We start from the raw sequence: 18,788 nt of genomic DNA on the forward strand, positions 1-18,788 counted from the left end.
CCGTAAAACGATTACGGCATTCTAAATAATATGGTCGGGTGACGAATGACAGGGTCCCCGACGGTGGTCGCCGGGGCACCCAATATTTAATCGGCTCGCAGGACGGAGGGCAACAGCAACCACCCCGGACGGCGCCACGACACCAGTCGCGCATACAGCCAGATATAGACGCTGGCGAACACCACCAGGCTGGCGCTGAGCGCCCAGGCGTTGTCCCACCAGATGGTGGCGGGCACCAGGCCAATCAGGGCCAGCACCCACATGTAGGGCGAGGCCAACGCATTGCACAGCGCCGGCACCGCATGGCGGCGGCCGCGGCTGAAGGTCACGCGCACCAGGCGGCGGAACACCAGTTGATGCAGGTGCAAGGCATCCGGTTGGTCCACCGGCACGCCGCGCTTGAAGCGGCGGCGCCAGATGGAAAAGCCGGTTTCGAATACGGGGTAGAACAACACCGCCAGCGCGTAGAACGGCGACACCGAAGGGTTGCGCACCACCAGCAGCACGGCCAGCTCGGCCAGCATGAAACCCAGGAAATACGCGCCGCCATCGCCCAGGAAGACCCGGCCGAACGGGAAGTTCCAGACCAGGAATCCCAGCGTGGCCGAAGCCAGCGCCGCGGCAATCAGGAAGATCGGCACATCGCCAACCTGCAGCGCGACCAGGCTGATGGACACCGCCATCAGCGTCGCGACCATGCCGGCCAGGCCGTTCATGCCGTCGACGATGTTCAGGGCGTGGGTACAGCCGCCCACCGCGAACATGGTGAACACCAGGGAAACAGGCCAGTACGACAGGACATAATCCACCGGGGCCATGCCGACGCGGCTGACGCCACCCAGCAGCCACCACGCGATCGCAGCGGACAGGAAAGCCGCGAGCAGACGCTTGCTGGCGCCGATGTCCTTGGTGATGTCTTCGAGCAGGCCCGCCACGAACACGGGCAGCGCCGACACGAACAGGGCCGGCCACAACCAGGTCAGGGTCATGTTGTCGGGCCCGAGCACCAACAGGCCCAGGAGCGTGCCGGCCAGCACGGCCAGGCCGCCGACGCGGGGCGTGGCGCGCGAATGATTCGCTTGCGGCTTGTTGAGATCGCTGTCGCCGGTGAAGGCGCCATGCCAGCGCTCCGACGCCACGATGAGTCCCCCCACCATGAACGCGACCACGCATATGTACAGCCAGGTCACAGGGTCACCTCTGGTTGGTCTATCGAGACAGGCCGGCCATTATCAATGGCAGGTGTAACGCCCATATATGGGAGGGATAAGGAAGTGCAAATCACCGGGACAGAACGTAACGTCCGCAACCCCGACCCGGATACGTGCGGGCATCCCCGGTTCACGGGAGATGCGGCAACGCGGCGGGCAGCGCGCGGAAATACGGATTTCATGCAGTAATTGTAGAGCTTTCCGCCTCCGCACACGCGAAATATCCAAGGGAAAACGCGGAGGGCGCCCAGGCATGATCGCGGCGGTTGCGCCTCGACTCGTCCGATGCGGATGGTCGGCAGCGGGCTTAAATGGGGACGCATTGATTCGGCTTAAAAAAAAGCCCGAGATCGTGAGATCTCGGGCTAAATCCACCAAAGGAGGAGGGTGGAGGAGACAACCGTGGCATGTTGGGAGCGGCTTTCATTCGCTGCGCTGTCGGGGTTCATTTTGCTTGGGTCTTGCTTTTGAACCGCGCCGACTGCGTTTCAACATCCGATGAGATGCATAGTATCGGGTTTTTTTGTGCGATGCAAGAATTTTTTTGAGCTCTGCGCACTGCACCATTTCACGTTGCATTTTTGCCGCAAACTCCTCGGCCGTCGCCCGCAAAGCCGCATACAGCAATGACCTCCAAAAACGGAGGGTTATTGCCGAAGGGGTAAACCCCGTACGGACTTACCCTAGCTGATTCCGGGTATTCCCGGCCTATGCCTTGCACCGGAAAGGTGCATACGGCACCAATATGCTGCAATTATTGCGCATCGCAACATTTTCATGCCCCATGGGCAGGCATGCGGGCGCTGGCGGCGTCCGCCCCGGATGCCGGGCGTCGCGGTCAGACCCAATAGGCGGTCGTCGTCATGACCTTGGACATTGCCCGCATCGCGGCCTTGACCGGACCAGGCAGCGGCACGCCGCCCGCCGCCTCGGCACTGGCGCGGTGCTGGGCCTCGTCATCCTTCATCTTCTGCACGATCTGGCGCGAGCGGGTGTCCTGCTCCGGCAGGGTGCGCAGGTGCCCTTCCAGATGCGCCTCGACCTGCTTTTCGGTTTCGGCCATGAAGCCCAGGTTGCGCGGCGCGCCCGCATAGCCGGCCAGCAGCCCCAGCGCGAACGAGCCTGCGTACCAGACCGGATTGAGCAGGCTGGGACGGCTGCCCAGCTCCGTCAGGCGCTGGTTGCACCAGACCAGATGATCGACTTCCTCGCCGGCGGCTTCGAGCAGCAAGGCGCGCGGGCCGGATTCACGGCACACCGCCGCCTGCCCGCGGTACAGCGCCTGGGCGCAGACTTCGCCCACGTGGTTGACCCGCATCAGCCCGGCCGCGTGGCGCTTTTCCTGCGCCGACAGGGTGTCCGGCGCCTCCTCGGCCGTGGCCGGATTGGCGCGGCCGGCGCTGGCGCTGCCGGACAGCACGCGCAGCGCCCGGTCGGCTTCCGCCAACAGCGCATCCAGCGGATTGGAACGACGCAGGAAGGCGGCGGGACCGGATTGGGGCAAGGTGGGGGACATGGACGGCTCCTGAATTTGCCGCACACCCCTGATGCGGGGCGGGGCTCTCATGCGGAATTGTACGCAACGGGTATCATCAGCCATTGACTGCGCTCAAGCACAAGGACCTGACAAATGGAATGCACGATCGACTGGGGCGGCCCCAACGGCATGCTCTTCACCGCCAGCACCGGCAGCGGCCACGTGGCCGTGATGGACGGCGCGGTGGACGGCGGCGGCCACAACCTGGCGCCCCGCCCCATGGAAATGCTGCTGGCCGGCACCGGCGGCTGCACCGCCTATGACGTCGTGCTGATCCTCAAGCGCGGCCGCCATGCCGTAACCGGCTGTAGCGTCAAGCTGCAGGCCGACCGCGCCGACGTCGACCCCAAGGTGTTCACGCGCATCCACTTCGCCTTCACCGTCACTGGCCGCAACCTGCCGCGCGCGGCGGTCGAGCGCGCCGTGCAGTTGTCGCACGAGAAATACTGCTCGGCCTCGGCCATGCTCGAAAAGACCGCCGAACTGACCTTCTCGGTGGAGATCGTCGATACCCAGGAAGCCCCCGCGGCGGCCTGACGCGGCCCGTTGCCGACGCCACCTCAGCCTTTTCAGATTCTGTACCCATGAAACAATACCTGGACCTCGTTCAAGCCATCCTGGACACCGGCGCGTGGCAGGAAAATCGGACGGGCATACGCACGCTGAGCATGCCGGGCGCCTCGCTGCGCTTCGACCTGCAGCAGGGCTTTCCGGCCGTGACCACCAAGAAGCTGGCCTTCAAGTCCGCCATCGGCGAGATGGTCGGCTTCCTGCGGGGCGTGCGCAGCGCGGCGCAATTCCGCGAACTGGGTTGCAAGGTCTGGGACCAGAACGCCAACGAAAACGCGCAATGGCTGGCCAATCCGTACCGCGAGGGCCCGGACGACCTGGGCCCGGTCTACGGCGTGCAGTGGCGCCAGTGGCCGGCGTACAAGGTGCTGGACGCGGACCGCGCCGGCCAGGTCGATGACGCCCTGGCGCGCGGCTACACCAAGGTGGCCGACCTGCAGGACGGCGGCGTATCCAGGGTGCTGCTCTATAAAGCGGTGGACCAGTTGCGCCAGTGCCTGGATACCATCCACGAGCGTCCGGGCGACCGCCGCATCCTGTTCCACGGCTGGAACTGGGCGCAGATCGAGGAAATGGCGTTGCCGCCCTGCCACCTGCTATATCAGTTCCTGCCTAACGCGACCACCCGCGAAATCTCGCTGTGCCTGTACATCCGTTCCAACGATGTCGGGCTGGGCACGCCGTTCAACCTGACCGAGGGCGCGGCGCTGCTGCACCTGGTGGGCCGGCTCACCGGTTACACGCCCCGCTGGTTCACCTATTTCATCGGCGACGCGCATATCTACGAGAACCATCTGCCGATGCTGCGCGAGCAACTGACCCGCACGCCGCACGAAGCGCCGCGGCTGGTGCTGTCCGACCGCATCCCCGATTTCGCCCAGACGGGCCGCTACGAGCCGGAATGGCTCGAAAAGGTCGAGCCGGGCGATTTTTCGCTGCAGGGCTACACCCACCACGCTCCGCTGACGGCGCCCATGGCGGTCTGAGAGCGGCGAACGGCATTCGCACACCGGCCAAAGGCCGGGCGCGCAGGCGCCGGGCGCGCCCTCTCGCGCAGGTGAAGATTGGTGAGCTTCTGGAGGCGCGTTTTCGGTATAACCCATCCCTTAGCCTCGGACGCGCGGCAAGCAAGCCCTGCGCGTCTTGGTTTCTGAACGGCCCATGTCGCGCCGTGCCTGCCACTCGCCGCGTAGCCGGGCAAGCCGCCCGGCCTCGCCGACCGCCTGCAGTGCAGCGCCGCACCCCCCATCCAGACTAGTGAGTACGTAAATCGCCAGCGTCGACAGCAGGATCCTCTTGCGGCTCGTTTGCAACTGTTGACTACTAATTGATTTGAATTGAGGCCGGCGCGGCGGCTGTATGCGCTTAGGACAGGACCCCAAAAATGCTCGTTGGAACATATAACCCTTCGCTCGTCCTCGTATCCCTAGGGGTCGCCATCCTGGCGTCATACACGGCGCTGGGCATGGCCAACCGCGTCCGGGCCGCGAACGGACTGCCGGCGGCGCGTTACTGGCTGGCGGGCGGCGCGCTCGCCATGGGCATCGGCATCTGGTCCATGCACTTCGTCGGCATGCTGGCGTTCAGTCTGCCGATCCCGATGGGCTACGACCTGCCGCTGACGCTCCTGTCGCTGGCGATCGCCATCGGCTGCTCCGCCTTCGCGCTGTGGATCGTCTGCAAGGACGACCTGCCCTGGCGCCGGCTGATCGTGGGCGCCCTGCTGATGGGCGCCGGCATCGCCGCCATGCACTATATCGGCATGGCCGCCATGCGCATGATGCCGGGCATCGTCTACGACCCTGCCTGGTTCGCGCTGTCCATCGCCATCGCGGTGGCCGCGTCGGGCGCCGCCCTCTGGATCACCTACCGCCTGCGCCATGACGGCCCGCGGGTGGCGCTGTCGCGGCCATTGGCGGCGGTGGTCATGGGGCTGGCTATCGTCGGCATGCACTACACGGGCATGAAGGCCGCCGGCTTTCCGGCCGACAGCATCTGCATGGCGGCGAACACCGGCATCTCGGCCGGCTGGCTGGCCATCGCGGTCACCGCCGTGACCTTGAGCGTGCTCGCCATCGCCCTGGTGGTGGCGGTGCTGGACAACCGCCTGGAAGCCCGCACCTCGGCGCTGGCCTCGTCGCTGGCCGAGGCCAACGAAGAACTGGTGCAACTGGCGCTCCACGATACCCTGACCAAGCTGCCCAACCGCATCCTGCTGGAGGACCGCCTGGAACAAGCGATCGAGAGCGCCAGCCGCCGCAAGGGCTACTTCGCGGTGCTGTTCTTCGACCTGGACGGTTTCAAGGCGGTCAATGACGCCTACGGTCACCACACCGGCGACGCCCTGCTGATCGACCTGGCCCAGCGCATCCGCCAGACGCTGCGCACCCACGACACCGTGGCGCGGCTCGGTGGCGACGAATTCATCGTGCTCAGCGAAGTGGTGGAACCAACCGACGCCGCCAACGTGGCGGACCGCCTGATCGAGGCGATCGCCCGCCCTGTCATGGTGTACGGCCATGAAGTGCTGGTGACTTCCAGCGTCGGCATCGCCATCTACCCCAACGACGGCGAGGACACCCACGCCCTGCTGACCAACGCCGACGCGGCGATGTACCACGCCAAGCGCCTGGGCGGCACCGGCTACAGCTTCTTCGAGCCGTCGATGAACGCCGACGCGCACGAGCAGATCGAACTGCTGCACGACCTGCGCCTGGCGCAGGAACGGGGCCAGTTCGTGCTGCACTACCAACCCAAGTACGAGGCGCCCGCCGGGCCTATCATGGGCGCCGAGGCGCTGCTGCGCTGGAACCACCCGACCCGCGGCCTGGTGGGTCCCGACCAGTTCATTCCGACGGCGGAAAAAACCGGGCTGATCCTGTCGATCGGCGAATGGGTCATCAACGAAGCCTGCCGCCAGATGCGCCAGTGGATCGATGCCGGCCAGGGCCACTGGACCATCGCCGTCAACATCTCGGCGCTGCAGTTCGCCCATTCCGGCCTGGTCGAGACCGTGCGCACCGCGCTGGCGCGGCACGACGTGCCGCCCTCCTGCCTGACGCTGGAAGTGACCGAATCGACCGCGATGCGCGACGCCGAGGCCAGCCTGACGGTGCTCAAGCGCCTGTCCGGCCTGGGCGTGACCATCTCGATCGACGATTTCGGCACCGGCTACTCCAGCCTGCTGTACCTGAAGCGCCTGCCCGCCACCGAACTGAAGATCGACCGCGGCTTCGTCAACCAGTTGGACAACGACAATGAGGACGCCGCCATCATCTCGGCGATCGTCGCGCTGGGGCAACAACTGAACCTGCGCATCGTGGCCGAAGGCGTGGAAACCACCGCGCAGCAGAAATTCCTGACGGGCCTGGGCTGCGATTCGCTGCAGGGCTTCCTGCTGGGCAAGCCGATGCCCGCCGACGAATTCCTGGAACACGCCTCAAGCTGAGCCGACGCGGACGCCCCGCCGCGACGCGGCGGTTCTACCCGCCGCCCGCCCCTGCCGGCCAGATTTGCTACGCTTGGGGTCTTCCCGCCGGCCACGCCGGCTCCCCTTCCGAGCGCCCGCCCCCGCATGTCCGCCCGCCTGACCCTGATCGTCGCCTATTCCACCAACCGCGCCATCGGCCGCGACAATGCCCTGCCCTGGAAACTGCCGGGCGACCTGGCGCACTTCAAGCGCAGCACCCTGGGCCATCCCATCATCATGGGCCGCAAGACCTGGGACTCGCTGGGCCGCCCCCTGCCCGGCCGCGCCAACATCGTCATCAGCCGCAACCCCGCCTTCGAGGCCGCGGGCGCCACCGTGGTGCCGACGCTGGAGGCCGCCGTCGCCGCCTGCGGCGACAGCGCAGAGGCTTTCGTCATCGGCGGCGCGCAGATCTACACGCAGGCCCTGCCGCAGGCCAGCCGCATCCTGGCCACCGAAGTCCATGCCGAAGTCGAGGGCGACGCCTTTTTCCCGCTGCTGCCCGGCTTCCAGTGGCGCGAAACCGCGCGCCAGGCGCAGCCCGAGGAAAACGGCTACCGCTACGATTTCGTGACGTACGAACGCGCCTGAACCCCGCCCTGGGGATGACCGCGGCCGGCGCCGCCGCCGCGCCCGGCGGCATCGGAACGCCCGGCCGCAAAGGCTACGCCGCGCCCTCGTTGCGCATGAAGCGCCACAGCGCCGGCGCTTCCGAATACGCCACGTTGAAGCGCACCCAAGGCGTATCGGCCTCGTCGGCCTCGAAATACGACCCCGGCGCCAGCCAGATGCCGTCCTTCAGCGCCAGCCCCGCCAGGCCGTTGGCGCCGCGCTCGCGCCATTGCCCGGCCACCTTGGCCCACAGGAACAGGCCCGCCTGGGGCCGCGCGTAGATCTCGAAACCATGCTGCGCCATCAACCCGGCCACCGTCGCGTGCGCCTGGGCCAGCCGTTCGCGGGTGCGCTCGATGTGCGCCCGGTAGCGGCCCTCGCGGATGACCTGGTGCACGATGCGCTCCATGATCTCCGGCGAGGTCAGTCCCACCGCCATCTTGGTGCGCGCGATATCGCGCGCCAGGTCGCGGTGCGCCACCACGTAACCGACCCGCACCGACGGGCTGATGACCTTGGAATAGCCGCCCAGGTAGACCACCCGGCGGCCGCCATCGAGGGCCGCCAGCATGGGCGTGACGCCGGGCGCCAGTTCGCGGGAAATGTCGTCCTCGACCACCCACAGCCCGTGGCGCTCGGCCAGTTGCAGGATGCGGAAGGCATTGGCCATGCTGATGCTGGCGCCGGACGGGTTCTGCAGGGCGGTGTTGACGAACAGCGCGCGCGGCCGGTGCTGCGTCGCGGCCAGCTCCAGCGCCTCGCAATCCAGGCCATCCAGCGTGCGCGCCACCGGCACCACCCGCAGCCCGGCCAACCGCAGCATCTGCAACAGGTTGGCGTAGGCCGGCTGCTCGACCAGTACGGTGTCGCCCGGACGCAGCAGCGTGCGGATCACCATGTCCAGCCCGTGCGTCACGCCCTGGGTCAGCAGCACCTGCGACACTTCCACTTCCATGCCCTGCGCGCTGAGCGTGGCGGCGATGGTCTCGCGCAGCGGCGCGTAGCCATAGGGATGGCCGTAGTTGGCGATGCGCATGGCCGGCACCCGGCCCATGTGGCGCAGCGCCATGTGCAGCCCCTCTTCATTGAGCCACTCGCCCGGCAGCCAGCCGCAGCCCGACTTGATGGGAATGGAGTGGTCCGCGAAGATGTCCGACAGCAGCCAGGCCGCGTTCAGCCGCGGCGGCTCCCATGACTGCGGCTCGCCCCGGCGCGGCGGCGCGTCGGGCGAGGCCACGCGATAGCCGGCGCCGGGGCGCGCCGCCAGCCACCCCAGTGATACCAGGCGGTTGTAGGCGCTGGCCACGGTGAAGGTGCTGACCTGGTACTGGCGCGCGAAGTCGCGCACCGAGGGTAGGGACATACCCGGACGCAGCTCCTGCGCCTCGATGGCGCGCAGCACGGCGGCCACGAGCTGGTCCACCAGGGTTGGCGCCTGCCCCCGGGCACGCACGGGCTGGAAGTCGATCACGGCGCTACGCTATCTATACAGTTGTCATGCTTGCAACTATACAGTTAGCCCGGTTTGCGCGGATTGTATATTTTCATTCCTCGCCGGACGTACCAGAATCAATCGCATCCCGCCGGCCGCCCGCCCGACACGCGCGCAGGCTCCGGCGCCTGTCCTTCCCCTGGAGCCGCCATGAACGCCCCCGCCGAGTTGCCCGACCTGTCCCATCTGTGGATGCCCTTCACCGCCAACAAGCAGTTCAAGGCGCATCCGCGCATGCTGGCGGCGGCCAAGGGCATGTACTACACCTCGGCCGATGGCCGCCAGGTGCTGGATGGCACCGCCGGCCTGTGGTGCGTGAACGCCGGCCACGGCCGCCAGGAGATCGTCGAGGCGATCTCGCGCCAGGCCGGCATCATGGACTACGCCCCGGGCTTCCAGCTCGGCCACCCGCTGGCCTTCGAGGCCGCCACGGCCGTCGCCAGCTTCATGCCGCAGGGCCTGGACCGCGTGTTCTTCACCAACTCCGGTTCCGAATCGGTCGACACCGCCCTGAAGATCGCCCTGGCCTACCACCGCGCCCGCGGCGAAGGCCAGCGCACCCGCCTGATCGGCCGCGAGCGCGGCTACCACGGCGTGGGCTTCGGCGGCATTTCGGTCGGCGGCATCTCGCCCAACCGCAAGACCTTCTCCGGCGCGCTGCTGCCCGCCGTGGACCACCTGCCCCACACCCACAACCTGGAGCAGAACGCCTATTCCAAGGGCCAGCCGGCCTGGGGCGCGCACCTGGCCGAGGACCTGGAGCGCATCATCGCGCTGCACGACGCCTCGACCATTGCCGCGGTCATCGTGGAACCCATGGCCGGCTCCACCGGCGTGCTGATCCCGCCCAAGGGCTACCTGGAAAAGCTGCGCGAGATCACGTCCAAGCACGGCATCCTGCTGATCTTCGACGAAGTCATCACCGCCTACGGCCGCCTCGGCGCGGCCACCGCGTCGGAATTCTTCGGCGTGACGCCGGACCTGATCGCCATGGCCAAGGGCGTCAGCAACGCCGCCGTGCCGGCAGGCGCGGTCGCGGTGCGCCGCGAGGTGCATGACGCCATCGTCAACGGCCCGGCCGGCGGCATCGAGTTCTTCCACGGCTACACCTATTCGGCCCACCCGCTGGCGGCCGCCGCCATCCTGGCGACGCTGGACATCTACCGCCGAGAGGACCTGTTCGCCCGCGCCCGCAAGCTGTCCGGCGCCTTCGAGCAGGCCGCCCACAGCCTGAAGGGCGCGCCGCACGTCATCGACGTGCGCAACCTGGGCCTGGTGGCCGGCGTCGAGCTGGCGCCGCGCGCCGGCGCGCCGGGCGCGCGCGCCGCCGAGGTGTTCCAGAAGTGCTTCGACAGCGGGCTGATGGTGCGTTACACCGGCGACATCATCGCCGTCTCGCCCCCGCTGATCATCGACGAGGCCCAGATCGGCCAGATCTTCGAGCAGATCGGCAAGGTGCTCAAGGAAGTCGCGTAGTCCCCGGCGCGGTGCAGGCGCCGCGCATCGCACACAATGGCGGGCGGCCCCGGGCCGCCCTCCGGCGTTTTCAAAGAACCCCGCTCCGAGCTTTCCCATGAAGAAGAACCTCTCCCACTACATCAACGGCCAGCCCTACGATGGCCGCAGCAACCGCTACGCCGACGGTTTCAATCCGGCCACGGGCGAGATCATCACGTCCGTGCCGCTAGCCTCCACCGACGAAGTGGCGCTGGCCGTGGCCGCCGCCAAGGCCGCCTTTCCGGCCTGGTCGGAAACCCCGGCGCTCAAGCGCGCCCGCGTGCTGTTCAACTTCAAGGCGCTGCTGGACAAGCACCAGGACGAACTGGCCGAACTGATCACGCGCGAGCACGGCAAGGTGTTCTCGGACGCCAAGGGCGAAGTGATGCGCGGCATCGAAGTGGTCGAATTCGCCTGCGGCATTCCGCAACTGTTCAAGGGCCAGTATTCCGACCAGATCGGCGGCGGCATCGACAACTGGAGCATGCGCCAGGCGCTGGGCGTGGTGGCCGGCATCACGCCGTTCAACTTCCCGATGATGGTGCCCTGCTGGATGTTCCCGGTGGCCATCGCCTGCGGCAACACCTTCGTGCTCAAGCCGTCCGAACGCGATCCCTCGGCCTCGCTGCGCCTGGCCGAGCTGCTGACCGAAGCCGGCCTGCCGCCGGGCGTGTTCAACGTGGTGCACGGCGACAAGCAGGCCGTGGACGCGCTGATCGCGCACCCCGACGTCGAGGCCCTGTCCTTCGTCGGCTCGACCCCGATCGCCGAATACATCTACGCCGAAGGCACGCGCCGCGGCAAGCGCGTGCAGGCCCTGGGCGGCGCCAAGAACCACCTGGTGGTGATGCCGGACGCCGATCTCGACCAGGTCACCGATGCGCTGATGGGCGCGGCCTACGGCTCGGCCGGCGAGCGCTGCATGGCGATCTCGGTGGCCGTGGCGGTGGGCGACGTGGCCGACAAAGTCATCGAACGCCTGATCCCGCGCGTCAAGGCGCTGGTGGTCAAGGATGGCATGCAGGGCGACGCCGAAATGGGCCCCCTGGTCACGGCGCAGCACCGCAACAAGGTCATCGGCTACATCGAGGACGGCGTCGCCGCCGGCGCCGAGCTGGTGGTCGACGGCCGCGGCCTGAAAGTGCCGGGCGCCGAAAAGGGTTTCTTCCTGGGCGGCACGCTGTTCGACAAGGTCAAGCCCGCGATGAACATCTACCGCGAAGAGATCTTCGGGCCGGTGCTGTGCGTGGTGCGCGTGCCCGACTTCGCCGCCGCGGTCGAGCTGATCAACGCCCATGAATTCGGCAACGGCGTGGCCTGCTTCACGTCCGACGGCGGCGTGGCGCGCGCCTTCGCCCGCCAGATCAAGGTGGGCATGGTCGGCATCAACGTGCCGATCCCGGTGCCGATGGCCTGGCACTCGTTCGGCGGCTGGAAGCGCTCGCTGTTCGGCGACCACCACGCCTACGGCGAGGAAGGCATCCGCTTCTACTCGCGCTACAAGAGCGTGATGCAGCGCTGGCCGGACAGCATCGCCAAGGGCGCGGAATTCACCATGCCCGTGGCCAAGTAATCCTGCCCACACCGCCCCGGCCCGCCAAGAGGCCGGGGTTTTGCCGAAAGACACACAACAAGGGGAATCCTGATGCGCATCGGGATAGGCGGCTTTCAGCATGAAACCAATACGTTCGCGCCCTCGCGCGCGGCGTGGGAGGACTTTGCCGACAAGGGCGGCGGCTGGCCGAAACTGGTCAGCGGTCCGGCGATGTTCCAGGCCGTGGCCGGCGCCAACATTCCCGTGGCCGGCTTCATCGAGGCCATGCAACAGCACACGCTGCTGCCGGCCACGTGGGCCGCGGCCAGCCCGTCGGGCCCGGTCACCGAGGACGCGTTCGAACGCATCAGCGCCCTGATCCTGCAGGGCCTGCAAGCGGCCATGCCGCTGGATGGCGTGTACCTGGACCTGCACGGCGCCATGGTCACCGAGCACCTGGACGACGGCGAGGGCGAACTGCTCAAGCGCGTGCGGGCGCTGGTTGGCCCTGACGTGCCGGTGGTGGCCAGCCTCGACCTGCACGCCAACATGACAGCGGCAATGGTGCGTTACGCCGACGCGCTGGTCTGCTACCGCACCTATCCGCACATCGACATGGCCGAGACCGGCCAGCGCGCCGCCGCGCTGCTGGCGCGGCGCCTGGCCGGCGCGCCTCGTCCCTGCGTGGCGCTGCGGCAGTTGCCCTACCTGATTCCGCTGTGCTGGCAATCGACCGACATCGAGCCGGCGCGCAGCCTGTACCAGATGGTCGGCGACATCGAGGCGCGCGGCGCCCAGAGCGCGTCGCTGGCCACCGGCTTTCCCGCCGCGGACTTTCCCGACTGCCTGCCGGCGGTATGGGCCTACGGCGCCACCCAGGCCGAGGCCGACGCGGCCGCCGACACGCTGGCGCGCGCGGTGCTCGATGCCGAACGGGATTTTGGCGGCACCCTGTATTCGCCCGATGACGCGGTCACGACCGCCCTGCGCCTGGCGCGCGAGGCCAACGCGCCGGTGGTCATCGCCGACGCGCAGGACAATCCGGGCGCCGGCGGCAGTTCCGACACCACCGGCCTGCTGCGCGCGCTGATCCGCCACCAGGCGCGCGATGCCGCCATCGGACTGATCGTCGATCCGGAAGCGGCGCTGGCCGCGCACCGCGCTGGCGTGGGTAAATCGGTCCGCATTGCATTGGGTGGACACTCGGGTATTCCCGACGACGAACCGCTGGACGCGGAGTTCATCGTGGAGAAAACTTCGGATGGGCGCTTCGATACGCATGGCGCGTTCTATCGCGGCTTCCACATGGACCTGGGCCCCAGCGCCTGCCTGCGCATCGGCGGCGTGCGCATCGTGGTGGCGTCCAACAAGGTGCAGATGGCCGACCAGGAAATGTTCCGCTTCGCCGGCATCGAGCCGCGCCGCGCGGCCATCCTGGCGGTGAAAAGCTCGGCGCATTTCCGCGCCGACTTCACCCCGATCGCCCACACGATCCTGGTTTGCGCCGCGCCGGGTTCCATGCTGATGGATGCGGCAAAACAACCATGGACACGGTTGCGTCCCGGCATCAGAATGGCGCCTTGCGGCCCGGTGTTTGCCGGCGCCGCGACCGACTGACCCTCGCTCGCCGCGCCCCTGGGCGCGGCGCGTTAACGACGTAGCGGCGAAACGCGCCGCTCACTACGCATACAAGGGGAATTTCATGCTCAAGTTCGTCCGCGCGGCCGCGTTCGCCGGCGCCACCCTGCTGATGGCCCATGGCGCCTACGCCGACACCGTCATCAAGGCGGTGATGCATTCGCCGCTGCGCCTGACCGATCCGCACGCCACCACCGCGTACATCACGACGTGGCATGGCTACATGATCTACGACACCCTGCTGGCCACCGACGCCGACAACAAGATCCAGCCGCAGATGCTGGAAAAGTGGGATGTCTCGGCCGACGGCAAGACCTACACCATGACGCTGCGCCCGGGCCAGAAATGGCATGACGGCAAGCCCGTCACGGCCGAGGACTGCGTCGCGTCGATCAAGCGCTGGGCCGCGGGCGACGGCATGGGCCGCACGCTGCTGAAATTCACCGACAAGATCGAAGTCATCGACGACAACAGCTTCCGCATCGTCATGAAGGAACCCACGGACCTGGCGCTGCGCGCCCTGTCCAAGCCGACCGGCACCGCGCCGTTCATGATGCCCAAACGCATCGCCGATCTGCCGATCGGCCAGCCGATCACCGACATGACCGGCTCGGGTCCGTTCAAGGTCATCGAGTTCAAGCCGGGCGTGAAGACCGTCTACGCCAAGAATGCCGACTACGTGCCGCGCAAGGAGCCCGCCAGCGGCCTGGCCGGCGGCAAGGTGGTGAACGTGGACAAGGTCGAGTGGGACGTGATGCCCGACGCCCTGACCACCGCCAACGCGCTGCTGGGCGGCGAGATCGACTTCGTCGAGCAGTTCCCGTACGACCTGCTGCCGATGGTCGAGGGCAACAAGGACCTGAAGGAAGAGTCGCTCAGCCCGGTCGGCTACTTCACGATGTACCGTTTCAACTTCAAGTACCCGCCCTTCAACAACAAGAAGATCCGCCAGGCCGCGATGTACGCCATCGGCCAGGAAGACGTGATGAAGGCGCTGGTGGGCAATCCCAAGTACTGGCGAACCTGCGCCTCGCTGTGGGGCTGCGGCACGCCGCTGGAATCGGACATCGGCAAGGACGTGGTGGTGCCCTCGAACATCGAGAAGGCCAAGGCCCTGCTGAAGGAAGCCGGCTATGACAACACCCCGATCCTGGTGATGCACGCCACCGACGTCGGCACGCTGTCGGCGCAGCCGGTGGTGATGGCACAGGCGCTGCGCAAGGCCGGCTTCAACGTCAACCTGGCGGCGATGGACTGGCAGAGCGTGGCGACCCGCCGCGCCTCGAAGGCGGCGCCGGCCGAAGGCGGCTGGAACATCCACAACACCAACTGGTACGCCACCGACGTGATGGACCCGGTGCGCTCGGCCCCGGCCGCGGCCAACGGCGACAACGCCTGGTTCGGCTGGCCCGACTTCCCCCAGGTCGAGGAACTGCGCACCAAGTTCGCGCTGACCTCCGATCCGGCCGAGCAGAAGAAGATCGCCGATGAATTGCAGCGCATCGGCATCGACGAAGGCCTGTACGTGCCGCTGGGCCAGATGTCCGTGCCCACCGTGTACACCACCAAGCTCTCGGGCCTGGTGCATGCGCCGGTGTTCGCGTTCTGGAATGTGAAAAAAGCCCCTTGACGGGCAAGTAGTTCAGGGGGAAATACATGCTGGCATTCGTCTCACGCCGGCTCCTCGCGACCATCCCCGTTCTGGTGATGGTCGCGGTGGTGGTCTTTGCGATATTGCGTCTGAGCCCGGGCGATCCGGCCATCATCATGGCGGGCGACGGCGCCACGCCCGAACGGATCGAGCAGATCCGCCAGACGATGGGCCTGGACCAGCCGGTCGCCAAGCAGTTCTTCATCTGGGGCGGCAAGTTGCTGCAGGGAGACCTTGGCACCTCGCTGATGTCCGGCGTGCCGGTCACCCAGCTCATCGGCCAGCGCCTCGAACCATCGTTGAGCCTGGCGTTGCTGACGCTGGTCTTCACGCTGGTCGTGGCGATTCCGCTGGGCGTGCTGGCGGCCTGGCGCCAGGGCCGGCTGCTGGACCGGGCGGTGATGGGCTTTTCGGTACTGGGCTTTTCGGTGCCGGTGTTCGTCACCGGCTACCTGCTGATCTGGGCCTTCGCCATCAAGCTGGGCTGGTTCAACGTGCAAGGCTACACGCCGCTGGCCAATGGCTTCTGGCTGTTCCTGCACCGGCTGATCCTGCCGTCGCTGGCCTTGTCCACGGTGTACATCGCCCTGATCGCGCGCATCACGCGCACCAGCGTCATCGAGGTGATGGGCGAGGACTTCATCCGCACCGCGCGCTCCAAGGGCCTGACCGAGACGGGCGTGCTGCTGGGCCACGCGCTGCGCAATGCCGCCGTGCCCATCGCCACGGTGGTGGGCCTGGGCATCGCGCTGCTGATCAGCGGCGTGGTGGTGACCGAATCGGTGTTCAACATCCCCGGCCTGGGCCGGCTGGTGGTCGAAGCCGTGCTGGCGCGCGATTACCCCGTGATCCAGGGCCTGACGCTGTTCTTCGCCTTCGTCTACGTGTTCATCAATCTGGTTGTCGATTGCGCCTACACGGTGTTCGACCCCCGTATCCGATACTGAGGCCACGCCATGCAAACGCCAACCGACGCCGCCGCGCAAGCGGCCGCCGATCTTCCCGGCGGCGGCACGCCCCACGTCACCGCCTGGCGCCAGATCCGCCAGGGCCTCAAAAGCTGGCCGGTGATGCTGGCCCTGGTGGTGCTGCTCATCATTGTCGCCATCGCCCTGTTCGCCCCGCTGCTGGGCACGGTCGACCCGACTTTCATCAATCCCGGCGCGCGCCTGAAGCAGCCGTTCACCGACTACCTGTTCGGCACCGACGCCTTCGGCCGTGACGTCTGGTCGCGCGTGGCCTACGGCGCGCGCGTCTCGCTGATCGCGGGCCTGGGCGCCGCGGTCGTCAGCGTCGCCATCGGGCTCGTGGTCGGCGTCATCGCCGGCTGGTTCCGCTCGCTCGACGGCATCATCATGCGCACCATGGACGCCATCATGGCGATCCCCGGCATCCTGCTGGCGATCGCGCTGGTGTCGGTCACCGGCGCCAGCCTGACGACAGTGCTGGTGGCCATCACCATTCCCGAGATCCCGCGGGTGGTGCGGCTGGTGCGCGGCCAGATCCTGACCGTGCGCGGCGAGCCCTACGTCGAGGCCGCGCTGGCGCTGGGCACGCCGCTGCCGCTGCTGCTGTGGCGCCACATGGTGCCCAGCACCATCGCGCCGCTGACCGTGCAGGGCACCTATGTGTTCGCTTCGGCCATGCTGACCGAGGCCATCCTCAGCTTCCTGGGCGCGGGCATCCCGCCCGAGATCGCCTCCTGGGGCAACATCATGTCCGAGGGCCGCATGTACTTCCGCATGCTGCCCGGCCTGATCCTGTTCCCGGGACTGTTCCTGTCGCTGACCGTGCTCAGCGTGAACATCCTGGGCGACGCGCTGCGCGACGCCCTCGATCCGAAAATGGTGCGCAGGATCTGATGCCGATGACCTACTCTCCCACTCCCCCCGCGGGCGATACCTCGTCCGCCGTGCTGGCGATCCGCAACCTGTCGGTGGAGGTCGGCGGCGCCGGCAACCGCGTGGTGCGCAACCTGAGCCTGGACGTGCACGCCGGCGAAACCGTGTGCGTGGTCGGCGAATCCGGCTCGGGCAAGTCGGTCACCTCGCTGGCCGTCATGGGCCTGCTGCCGCCTGGCGTGCTGCGCATCAGCGCGGGTTCGATCCGCGTCGAAGGCGAGGACGTGGCCACCGCCACGCCGCGGCGCCTGCGCGAGCTGCGTGCCACCCGCATGGCCATGGTGTTCCAGGAACCCATGACGGCGCTGAACCCCGTGCACACCGTCGGCAAGCAGGTCGATGAAGTGCTGCGGCTGCATCGCCGCATGTCGGCCGCCGAACGCCGCGCCAAGGTGCTGGACATGTTCCGCTCGGTGCACCTGCCCGACGTCGAGCGCATCTACGATGCCTATCCGCACCAGCTCTCGGGCGGCCAGCGCCAGCGCATCGTGATCGCCATGGCGCTGATCCTGGAGCCCAAGCTGCTGATCGCCGACGAGCCGACCACGGCGCTGGACGTCACCACGCAGAAGCAGATCCTGCTGCTGATCAAGGAACTGCAGGTCAAGCACCGCACCGCCGTGCTGTTCATCACGCACGACTTTGGCGTGGTGGCCGAGATCGCCGACCGCATCGTGGTGATGAACCGCGGCGACCTGATCGAAAGCGGCACGCGCCACGAAATCCTGGCAGAACCCAAGCAGTCGTACACGCGCCGCCTGGTGTCGTCGGTGCCCAGCCTGGTGCCCTCGCACCGCGAAGCGCCCGCCGGCCAGCCGGTGCTGCACGTCAAGGGCCTGGGGCGCACCTACGGCGGCAAGCGCGCGTTGTTTTCGCGCCGCGCGCCGCAGAACGTGATCGCCGCGGCCGACGTCAACCTGACGTTGCGCAAGGGCGAGATCCTGGGCATCGTGGGCGAATCCGGTTCGGGCAAATCGACGGTGGCGCGCTGCATCGTGCGCCTGATCGAGCCCACCGCCGGCCACATGATGATGGGCGGCGAAGACCTCAGCACCCTGTCCGGCGCGGCGCTGCGCCCGGTGCGCCGCCGCATCCAGATCGTGTTCCAGGACCCGTACCGCTCGCTCAACCCGCGCCGCACCGTGGGCGAATCCATCATCGAAGGCCTGCTCAATTTCGGCGTGCCCCGCGACAAGGCCGAGCAACGCGCCGGCGAAACGCTGTCGGTGGTCGGGCTCAGCCCCGACGCCATGCGGCGCTATCCGCACCAATTCTCCGGCGGCCAGCGCCAGCGCATCTGCATCGCCCGCGCGCTGGTGATGGACCCCGAGATCCTGGTGGCCGACGAAGCCGTGTCGGCGCTGGACGTGTCGGTGCAGGCGCAGGTGCTGGAGTTGCTCGAGCAGGTGCGCGAGCGCACCGGCGTGGGCGTGCTGTTCATCACGCATGACCTGCGCGTGGCCGCGCAGATCTGCGACACCATCATGGTCATGCAGCGCGGCAAGGTCGTCGAGACCGGCGCCGCCCAGGCCGTGCTGACCGATCCCCGCCACGAGTACACCCGCGCCCTGATCGACGCGGCGCCCGGGCGCGACTGGGACTTCCGCAATTTCCGGCCCGTGGCGGCCGGGCTGGCGGCCCCCGCCGCCTGAGGCGTCCCAATCAACCCAGGCATC

Annotated in this window: 14 protein-coding genes; 11 read left to right on the forward strand and 3 right to left on the reverse strand. The window is 67.7% G+C overall.

Annotation, left to right across the window (positions count from 1 at the left end):
* Positions 1–86: 86 nt before the first annotated feature.
* Both ACUDCK_RS24890 and coq7 read right to left on the reverse strand, forming a co-directional pair.
* Complete coding sequence (locus ACUDCK_RS24890; protein ID WP_054500664.1) at positions 87–1,190, reverse strand: MraY family glycosyltransferase; 1,104 nt, start codon at positions 1,188–1,190, stop codon at positions 87–89.
* A gap of 859 nt (positions 1,191–2,049) precedes the next feature.
* Complete coding sequence (gene coq7, locus ACUDCK_RS24895; RefSeq protein ID WP_175167060.1) at positions 2,050–2,727, reverse strand: 2-polyprenyl-3-methyl-6-methoxy-1,4-benzoquinone monooxygenase; 678 nt, start codon at positions 2,725–2,727, stop codon at positions 2,050–2,052.
* Between the two features lie 114 nt (positions 2,728–2,841).
* Here coq7 and ACUDCK_RS24900 point away from each other — a divergent pair, with 114 nt between their 5' ends.
* From ACUDCK_RS24900 to ACUDCK_RS24915, 4 genes are all read left to right on the forward strand, one after another.
* Positions 2,842–3,285, forward strand: coding sequence for an OsmC family protein (locus tag ACUDCK_RS24900; protein ID WP_054500662.1), 444 nt, complete (start codon positions 2,842–2,844; stop codon positions 3,283–3,285).
* A gap of 47 nt (positions 3,286–3,332) precedes the next feature.
* Positions 3,333–4,304 (forward strand): thymidylate synthase, encoded by a 972-nt coding sequence (locus ACUDCK_RS24905; RefSeq protein WP_054500661.1) that lies wholly within the window; start codon positions 3,333–3,335, stop codon positions 4,302–4,304.
* 398 nt (positions 4,305–4,702) lie between these two features.
* Positions 4,703–6,766 (forward strand): putative bifunctional diguanylate cyclase/phosphodiesterase, encoded by a 2,064-nt coding sequence (locus tag ACUDCK_RS24910; protein ID WP_175143473.1) that lies wholly within the window; start codon positions 4,703–4,705, stop codon positions 6,764–6,766.
* Positions 6,767–6,892: 126 nt separating this feature from the next.
* Entirely contained in the window at positions 6,893–7,378 is a 486-nt protein-coding gene (locus ACUDCK_RS24915) for a dihydrofolate reductase (protein ID WP_054500659.1), read from the forward strand.
* Positions 7,379–7,451: 73 nt separating this feature from the next.
* Here ACUDCK_RS24915 and ACUDCK_RS24920 read toward each other — a convergent pair whose 3' ends face one another.
* Entirely contained in the window at positions 7,452–8,870 is a 1,419-nt protein-coding gene (locus tag ACUDCK_RS24920; protein WP_054500658.1) for an aminotransferase-like domain-containing protein, read from the reverse strand.
* A gap of 171 nt (positions 8,871–9,041) precedes the next feature.
* Between ACUDCK_RS24920 and ACUDCK_RS24925 the strand changes: the two genes are divergently transcribed.
* The 7 genes from ACUDCK_RS24925 to ACUDCK_RS24955 all read left to right on the forward strand — a co-directional run bounded on the left by ACUDCK_RS24925 (position 9,042) and on the right by ACUDCK_RS24955 (position 18,764).
* On the forward strand, positions 9,042–10,367 hold the full coding sequence (locus ACUDCK_RS24925; protein WP_049076219.1) for an aspartate aminotransferase family protein: 1,326 nt from the start codon (positions 9,042–9,044) through the stop codon (positions 10,365–10,367).
* A gap of 97 nt (positions 10,368–10,464) precedes the next feature.
* Positions 10,465–11,961, forward strand: a complete 1,497-nt coding sequence (locus ACUDCK_RS24930; protein ID WP_049076221.1) for a CoA-acylating methylmalonate-semialdehyde dehydrogenase — start codon at positions 10,465–10,467, stop codon at positions 11,959–11,961.
* Positions 11,962–12,033: 72 nt separating this feature from the next.
* Positions 12,034–13,539, forward strand: coding sequence for a M81 family metallopeptidase (locus tag ACUDCK_RS24935; protein WP_144655552.1), 1,506 nt, complete (start codon positions 12,034–12,036; stop codon positions 13,537–13,539).
* A gap of 85 nt (positions 13,540–13,624) precedes the next feature.
* Positions 13,625–15,190: an ABC transporter substrate-binding protein gene (locus tag ACUDCK_RS24940; protein ID WP_064528591.1), complete on the forward strand. Its 1,566-nt coding sequence runs from the start codon at positions 13,625–13,627 to the stop codon at positions 15,188–15,190.
* Between the two features lie 26 nt (positions 15,191–15,216).
* Positions 15,217–16,158 carry an ABC transporter permease gene (locus ACUDCK_RS24945; protein ID WP_049076226.1) on the forward strand — a complete coding sequence of 314 codons (942 nt, stop codon included), beginning with the start codon at positions 15,217–15,219 and terminating at the stop codon, positions 16,156–16,158.
* Positions 16,159–16,167: 9 nt separating this feature from the next.
* Positions 16,168–17,073, forward strand: coding sequence for an ABC transporter permease (locus tag ACUDCK_RS24950; RefSeq protein ID WP_049076228.1), 906 nt, complete (start codon positions 16,168–16,170; stop codon positions 17,071–17,073).
* Positions 17,074–17,078: 5 nt separating this feature from the next.
* Positions 17,079–18,764, forward strand: coding sequence for an ABC transporter ATP-binding protein (locus ACUDCK_RS24955; RefSeq protein WP_064528592.1), 1,686 nt, complete (start codon positions 17,079–17,081; stop codon positions 18,762–18,764).
* The last annotated feature ends 24 nt before the right edge of the window (positions 18,765–18,788 follow it).

Source organism: Achromobacter sp. CF-sbj1-Ac2-l (genome assembly GCF_052698165.1).

What these genes read in the sequence shown, in the direction of transcription:
- ACUDCK_RS24910 (WP_175143473.1), top strand. Translation starts at nt 4,703, where the DNA reads ATGCTCGTTGGAACATATAACCCTTCGCTCGTCCTCGTATCCCTAGGG.
- ACUDCK_RS24930 (WP_049076221.1), top strand. Translation starts at nt 10,465, where the DNA reads ATGAAGAAGAACCTCTCCCACTACATCAACGGCCAGCCCTACGATGGC.
- ACUDCK_RS24900 (WP_054500662.1), top strand. Translation starts at nt 2,842, where the DNA reads ATGGAATGCACGATCGACTGGGGCGGCCCCAACGGCATGCTCTTCACC.
- ACUDCK_RS24935 (WP_144655552.1), top strand. Translation starts at nt 12,034, where the DNA reads ATGCGCATCGGGATAGGCGGCTTTCAGCATGAAACCAATACGTTCGCG.
- coq7 (WP_175167060.1), bottom strand. Translation starts at nt 2,727, where the DNA reads ATGTCCCCCACCTTGCCCCAATCCGGTCCCGCCGCCTTCCTGCGTCGT.
- ACUDCK_RS24945 (WP_049076226.1), top strand. Translation starts at nt 15,217, where the DNA reads ATGCTGGCATTCGTCTCACGCCGGCTCCTCGCGACCATCCCCGTTCTG.
- ACUDCK_RS24940 (WP_064528591.1), top strand. Translation starts at nt 13,625, where the DNA reads ATGCTCAAGTTCGTCCGCGCGGCCGCGTTCGCCGGCGCCACCCTGCTG.
- ACUDCK_RS24955 (WP_064528592.1), top strand. Translation starts at nt 17,079, where the DNA reads ATGACCTACTCTCCCACTCCCCCCGCGGGCGATACCTCGTCCGCCGTG.
- ACUDCK_RS24915 (WP_054500659.1), top strand. Translation starts at nt 6,893, where the DNA reads ATGTCCGCCCGCCTGACCCTGATCGTCGCCTATTCCACCAACCGCGCC.
- ACUDCK_RS24950 (WP_049076228.1), top strand. Translation starts at nt 16,168, where the DNA reads ATGCAAACGCCAACCGACGCCGCCGCGCAAGCGGCCGCCGATCTTCCC.
- ACUDCK_RS24925 (WP_049076219.1), top strand. Translation starts at nt 9,042, where the DNA reads ATGAACGCCCCCGCCGAGTTGCCCGACCTGTCCCATCTGTGGATGCCC.
- ACUDCK_RS24905 (WP_054500661.1), top strand. Translation starts at nt 3,333, where the DNA reads ATGAAACAATACCTGGACCTCGTTCAAGCCATCCTGGACACCGGCGCG.